The sequence below is a fragment of the Bacillus cereus group sp. BfR-BA-01441 genome (genome assembly GCF_022663075.1).
Taxonomy (GTDB): Bacteria; Bacillota; Bacilli; order Bacillales; family Bacillaceae_G; genus Bacillus_A; species Bacillus_A cereus.
The window spans coordinates 1-250 of the sequence record NZ_JAKUEU010000357.1 but is presented as its reverse complement, the minus strand read 5'-3'; the positions used below and the strand labels follow the sequence as shown (position 1 = coordinate 250).

Here is a 250-nt window from a genome sequence, read left to right as displayed (position 1 = left end):
CGAAGAATTTACTCGTTCCAATTGGGATTCATTTATTAAATAATTCGTTTTATTTATTAGTAAATTTTCAACTATAAAAAGACGCCTTTTAAAAAGGAAGTCTTTTTTATTTTGTAGTAGATAGAAAAGTATTTACAAGTATTGTGTAGAGGAAAGATAATAGAAAAAAATATGCGCATGGGGGAAGATGATGAGTAAATATAAATTACATATAGATAAAGAACAACTATGGAAAGGCTGCGTTTTAAAT

1 pseudogene is annotated in these 250 nt (G+C 26.4%); it reads left to right on the top strand.

The window, feature by feature from the left end:
• Positions 1-77, top strand: a pseudogene (locus MR107_RS30835) (CPBP family intramembrane glutamate endopeptidase); the annotation flags it as partial.
• Between the last annotated feature and the right edge of the window lie 173 nt (positions 78-250).